This is a genomic window from Stenotrophomonas geniculata ATCC 19374 = JCM 13324, assembly GCF_001431625.1.
In the GTDB taxonomy this organism is placed as follows: Bacteria; Pseudomonadota; Gammaproteobacteria; order Xanthomonadales; family Xanthomonadaceae; genus Stenotrophomonas; species Stenotrophomonas geniculata.
Genome location: NZ_LLXT01000052.1, coordinates 1 through 941 on the forward strand (window position 1 = coordinate 1; position 941 = coordinate 941).

The 941-nt window shown below is 64.0% G+C and carries 1 protein-coding gene and 1 pseudogene; both read left to right on the plus strand.

Going from position 1 to position 941, the window contains the following annotated elements; all coding sequences use genetic code 11:
- The coding region (locus ARC63_RS23395; RefSeq protein WP_231298563.1) for a hypothetical protein at window positions 1–671 on the plus strand (671 nt) is incomplete at its 5' end.
- A pseudogene (locus ARC63_RS03195) lies at window positions 664–941 on the plus strand (DUF2163 domain-containing protein); the annotation flags it as partial. The gene ARC63_RS23395 and the pseudogene ARC63_RS03195, both read left to right, overlap by 8 nt.

Consider the following 941-nt stretch of genomic DNA (forward strand, 5'->3'; position numbering starts at 1 on the left):
TCCGTTCGCTGACGTTCGACGTGCTTGACGTCTGTCAGTGGCCCAGCCTGGTCGACCTGCCGCTCTACCTGGGCACGCCCGTCCTGAACCGTTGGGCAGACTGGACTGATCAACCGAAGGCCAGCTATGCCCGCCTGCGAGAGGTATTGGACAACGACAGCGCTGCACCGCTTACCGTGCCCCTTGCAGACTTCGCCTTCCGATCGCAAAGCACACAATGGAAGCTGTTCGGGCGTGAAGAGCACAGCTGGCTGCGCTCTCTGGCGTACACCCTGTGCGGCCGGTCCACGCCTATATGGCTGCCGTCCTACACCAGTGATCTGCGCATCACCGCCGATCTGGCCGTGGGCGCCATCGAGATCCCCATCGAATGGGCGGGCTATGCGCTGTTCGGCGCGCAGGCGCCTGGGCGTCGAGACCTGCGCATCGAGCTGTTGGACGGCACCGCCATTCATCGGCGCATTACTGGCTCGGTGGCCTCCAACGACGTCGAGGTGATCACCCTGGATGCGCCCTTGGACATCAGCGTTTCGGCGTCGCGGGTTCGGGCCGTCCAGATCATGAGCCTGGCCACGCTCGCCAGCGACCAGGTCGAGATTCGACACGCCACCGACGCCGATGGTGTCGCTACCTGCACCCTCGGCTTTGCTTCGGTGGTTCCCCATGTTTGAGGCCTTCGAGACCAGCCGCTTCCTGGCCCGCCCTGTCCATCTGTTCCTGTTCACCCTGCAGGGCAACGCGTACCGGTTCGCATCCGGCGCGCGCGACATGACGATCGGTAGTGGGGATGGTGCAAGGCTCTATCGCTCGGCGCCCGGCATCGAGCGCAGTGCTGTGAATGAAACCAGCGAGCGATCGCAGAACAAGCTGACCATCAAGATGCCGTTCCTGTTGAATCCGGCCGCTGCCGAGCTGCCGGTGACGCAGGAGTTCGGCCGTAA